General features: G+C 51.6%; 2 protein-coding genes. Both read right to left on the bottom strand.

Annotated features, from left to right (window positions below; genetic code table 11):
- Nucleotides 1–37: 37 nt before the first annotated feature.
- A complete protein-coding gene (locus tag QZP87_RS14240; protein WP_291323588.1) occupies nucleotides 38–2,704 on the bottom strand; it encodes a tetratricopeptide repeat protein in 2,667 nt (888 codons plus the stop codon).
- Between the two features lie 222 nt (nucleotides 2,705–2,926).
- Nucleotides 2,927–3,949, bottom strand: coding sequence for a sigma-54 dependent transcriptional regulator (locus QZP87_RS14245; protein WP_291323589.1), 1,023 nt, complete (start codon nucleotides 3,947–3,949; stop codon nucleotides 2,927–2,929).
- Nucleotides 3,950–4,236: the final 287 nt, after the last annotated feature.

Here is a 4,236-nt window from a genome sequence, read left to right on the forward strand (position 1 = left end):
AAATAAAGTGTCGCTTTAGTGATAATATCTTCTTGATTTACCTTCTGAAACGCCCCACTTCCTGATCCAGCCTCTGGGATTTGAGGTCAAGCTCCGCCATGCGTCCGTGGAGGTCATCCGGGTACTCACTGGAAAGTTCATTGAGAATCCTTTCCCATCTCTGGTACTCACCATTGACGCGATACATGTTTGCCAGGCGATAGCGAAATGCCGGCCAGTCCGGGTCGTCCTCATCTATATAGCCTTCAAATTCCAGGGCCCATGCCAGGGCCTCCCTGTGCCTGCCTGTATATGCAGTGGCATCCATAAGAAACTCAAGACTGGACTTTATCCGGGAGACATCCGGATCATCCTGGGCCCGGAAAAGGTTCAGCGATTCCTGGGCGAACACGTAAGCGTTTTCATATTCTTCCCTTGCAACAGAATGTTCGGCCATGAAAAACAAGGCAAAAGCCCTTTGTCTGTCCGGCAGATCCATTTCAACCGCCAGCTCCCTCCACAAGGGCCGGGCTTCGTCTTCAAGGCCCCGGTTCTGTTTGGCCAGGGCGGTTGCGTACTTGAGCTGCAGCTTGGCCCTTTCTGTAGCCTCTTGGAGTTCTTCTTCCTTATCCTCGGGAAGATCCCAGTCATCAACCTGCTCAGCCAGATCCAGAATCATGTCCCAGTCCCTAGTATCCAGTGCAATGCTCAACAGAAGGGACAGAGCCGCAATATTATGCTCATCTATCCTTTCCATATCCAGAAATGGCTCTGCCATGCGCAGAGCTTCGGCCATCTCGCCCCTGTCCCAGTAGGCCGAGGCAAGGGCCAGCAGGGCTTCGCGGTCCAGTTTATCTTTATTATCAGACAGATAATCATGTTTTTCCCAGGCATCAATAATGGGGTTATAATTCTGCGCCGGAAAATTATCCGCCACCAGGCTTTCAAAGGCATCCATCCCTGTCTGCAAGGCCCTGGGCCAAATATCCCTATGGGAATACCTGTCCTCGAACTCTTCCACGTTTTGCATGGCTTCATCGTAAAAACCGTTATCCAGATTCCAGCGTGCCAGCCTCAGCAGAGCCACTGGCGCCAGGGGACTGTCGGGGAACTCATTGCTGATTCTTTCATAAATCAGCCTGGGCCTGATAGTTTCGTCACCGAACTCGTCCGCCAGGCGCATCTGTGAAATCAGCCCGCCCTCGGAGTCGGAGTATTGCCTGGCGGTCTGCTCGTATATATCTCTGGCCGAATCCTCATGGCCCTGCTGCATAAAAATATCTCCCACCCTGGCCATGGAAAAGTCCACCTGATCCCCGTCCGGCAGCAGGTTTATGTACTGCATGAATCTTTGTCTGGCAGCCTGGTAATCTTCATTGCGATACAGGATATTCCCGGCCACGGTCAAAAACTCCGGGTCATCCAGGTAGTGCCTGGGCCAGCGGTTCTCTATGTATTCCAAAATATCCCTGCCCTGCTCATCCAGGTTCATTTCGTCAAGTACCCTGGCCAGGGCGATAGCAGAGGGTTTTGCAAGGTCATCCTGGGGGTAATCCTGGATAATCTGCTCAAATTCGTCCGCTGCCTCACCGTAGCGTCCCTGGTCCCTGTAATGCTCCCCCATATAGAAGTAGGTGGCCGGAACAGCCTCGTTCTCCGGGAACCGATCCCGCATGAGATTAAAATACCCCAGGGCCTCGGGCTCATTGCCCACCTGCAGGTGAATATACCCCATGCTCATAAGGGCTTCAGGCAGCCTGTCAGAACCGGGATCTGCGCTTACCGCCCTCTCAAAAGGTCTCAGGACTCCCAGAAAGTTGCCCGGGATATCGTGGATATTGTTCTGAAAATTGGCCTGCGCGTAAGAGTAAAGCACCTCTTCTACATATTCCTGCGGCAGATTGGGATCATTTTTTAGATCTTCAAAGATGTCTGAAGCCGTACCGTATTCTGCGCCCCCCATGGCCATCCGGCCGGCCATGACCATTTCTTCGTACCTGCGCATTACAGCCGGGGGAAGCTCCTCCTCCAGTTCCGTATGCACTACTTCGGCCTCGGCCTTCTCTATTTCTTTCTCCACCTCTGAGGGTGCCCGGGGTTCATACACCTCTTCGGTCTCCAGGGGCTCATGCGTCAACATCCCCAGATCCGCCGGGGCATCTCTTTGCACCTGCATCCTCACCCTGTGACCATTTTCAGGTACAGGAGTATACAGGTCATCTTCCTGATAAACGGGCTCTGTTGCTGTAACAGGAGGGGCCTCCCCAGGGGATTTTTCATCAGCAGGCGGGGCGGGTTCCAGGGCAAGCTCCTGAAAATCCATCATAGATTCCCATTTGGCCCCCAGGTGGTCTTGAAATATATCCAGCACTATCTTGTTTTCCTGTGGTATCGAAGAGGCGATAAAGCCGAATTCCGGGCTCCGGGTCAACACCTCTATTCCACCTTCCGGGAACTGCACGTCCTGGATATAATCCGAGCCGGAAAAATCCAATGCCTCGGGCATATGTATGTGCTGCATGACCTCATCAGGTAATGTGACCTGAACCATTTGCGGAGCGCTTCTCCGGGCACTGTAGTCCGGCATTTTTTCCCGGAACTCAAACACAATTCTCTCGTGATCCGGGTGCCGGTCCCAATAATAGACCATGGCCTCACTCCAGCCGGGCATCATGCCAAACTGGGCCAGAAAAAAAATAATAAATATCAGATACTTATATTTCATAAACTGCTGATGATCTCAGGATACAGGTAACTGCTCATAAATTATGCGACGTAAGTGATTGTTTCAGTCATTCCCCTCAATGCTTATCTCAACAACGCTCCAGAAGCCTACCCCCTGGAAGGCGAATCTGTTTAGCGCCAAAACTGATACAGGAACGCCGGGTCCCGGTTCGTCGTTGCCGCCGGGGAAAAAGGAGTAAAGCCCCCCATGTGCAACCGGCTGTCAATTGTCGTCGTTTATTATTGAACCAGGGGAAATATCCTTTTTTTTCAATTTTTCAATGAGGGTGGTTCTTTTTATACCCAGGATCTCCGCCGCCTGGTTTTTGACCCAGTCAGAACTGTCCAGAGCCTCAAGCAGGAGCTGGTCTTCTATTCGATCCAGAAATGCCTTCAAATCCATGCCTTTTTCCTGCATGTCCTTGAGGCCGGGCCAGTGGAAACCATCGTTGTGTGCAGGCCTGAGTTGCGGTTCTATTCCCCCGGCCAGCAGTACCTTTTCCGGCAGGTCCTGGGCTGTTATCCGGTTATTATCACACAGGATGCACATACGCTCCATAAAATTTTCAAGTTCCCGGACATTGCCGGGCCAGGAATAATTCAAAAGCAGTTTCCTGGCCTCTGATGCAAGTTTCAGGGAATTGTTCCTGCGGTTGTACTTGTTTAAAAAATGCTCTGCCAGAATAAGAATATCATCACCGCGCCGGCGCAAAGGAGGCAGGACAATGGGAATTACATTCAAACGGTAAAACAGATCTTCCCTGAAACCTCCGCACCTGACCTCTTCCTCCAGGTTCCTGTTTGTCGCAGCCACCACCCGTACATCGGACTTAATGCTTTTAGACCCTCCTACCCGTTCAAATTCCTTTTCCTGAAGAAAGCGCAAGATTTTGACCTGCAGGCTCATGTCCAACTCACCGATCTCGTCCAGGAAAAGAGTGCCTCCCTCGGCCAATTCAAACCGGCCGGCCCTTGACCGTAGCGCATGGGTAAAAGCCCCTTTTTCGTGCCCGAACAATTCGGATTCCAGGAGTTCCTTGGGGATGGCTCCGCAATTCACCGGTACCAGGGGCTTATCCCATCGATGACTGTTCTTATGCAGGGCACGTACCAGCAATTCCTTGCCGGTCCCGGATTCCCCGGATATAAGCACAGTGGTATCAGTGGGAGCCACCTTGGCAAGCACTTTGAAAACTTCTTCCAAAACAATACTCTGTCCAATAATTTCAGAAGTATCTATGCTCATGGCAATCCTCGCTCTGCATTTTTCTATTTTCTGTCAAAACTATGACAGAAAGTCAATACATTTCCTTCCCCAAAAAACAGTGACTTACTCCTGAGACCCTGTCACAAACAACAAGAAAAATTTAAGCCATGGCGCGGGGTCAATGCTTGGCAGTGGGACTGTTTCATTTTTGGACACTAAGCTCAGGTGCTCTCCCCGCCGCGCAAGCGGCTGATGCCTTTTCCTTGCGGGTCCTGCCCCGTGAAACAACGCTGAAAGCGTTCCTGCGGAGCAGGGTTTCACTGGGG

Source organism: Desulfonatronospira sp., assembly GCA_003563255.1.
In the GTDB taxonomy this organism is placed as follows: Bacteria; Desulfobacterota; Desulfovibrionia; order Desulfovibrionales; family Desulfonatronovibrionaceae; genus Desulfonatronospira.

Coding starts and splice junctions, on each gene's coding strand:
- QZP87_RS14240 (WP_291323588.1), bottom strand. CDS start 2,704: ATGAAATATAAGTATCTGATATTTATTATTTTTTTTCTGGCCCAGTTT.
- QZP87_RS14245 (WP_291323589.1), bottom strand. CDS start 3,949: ATGAGCATAGATACTTCTGAAATTATTGGACAGAGTATTGTTTTGGAA.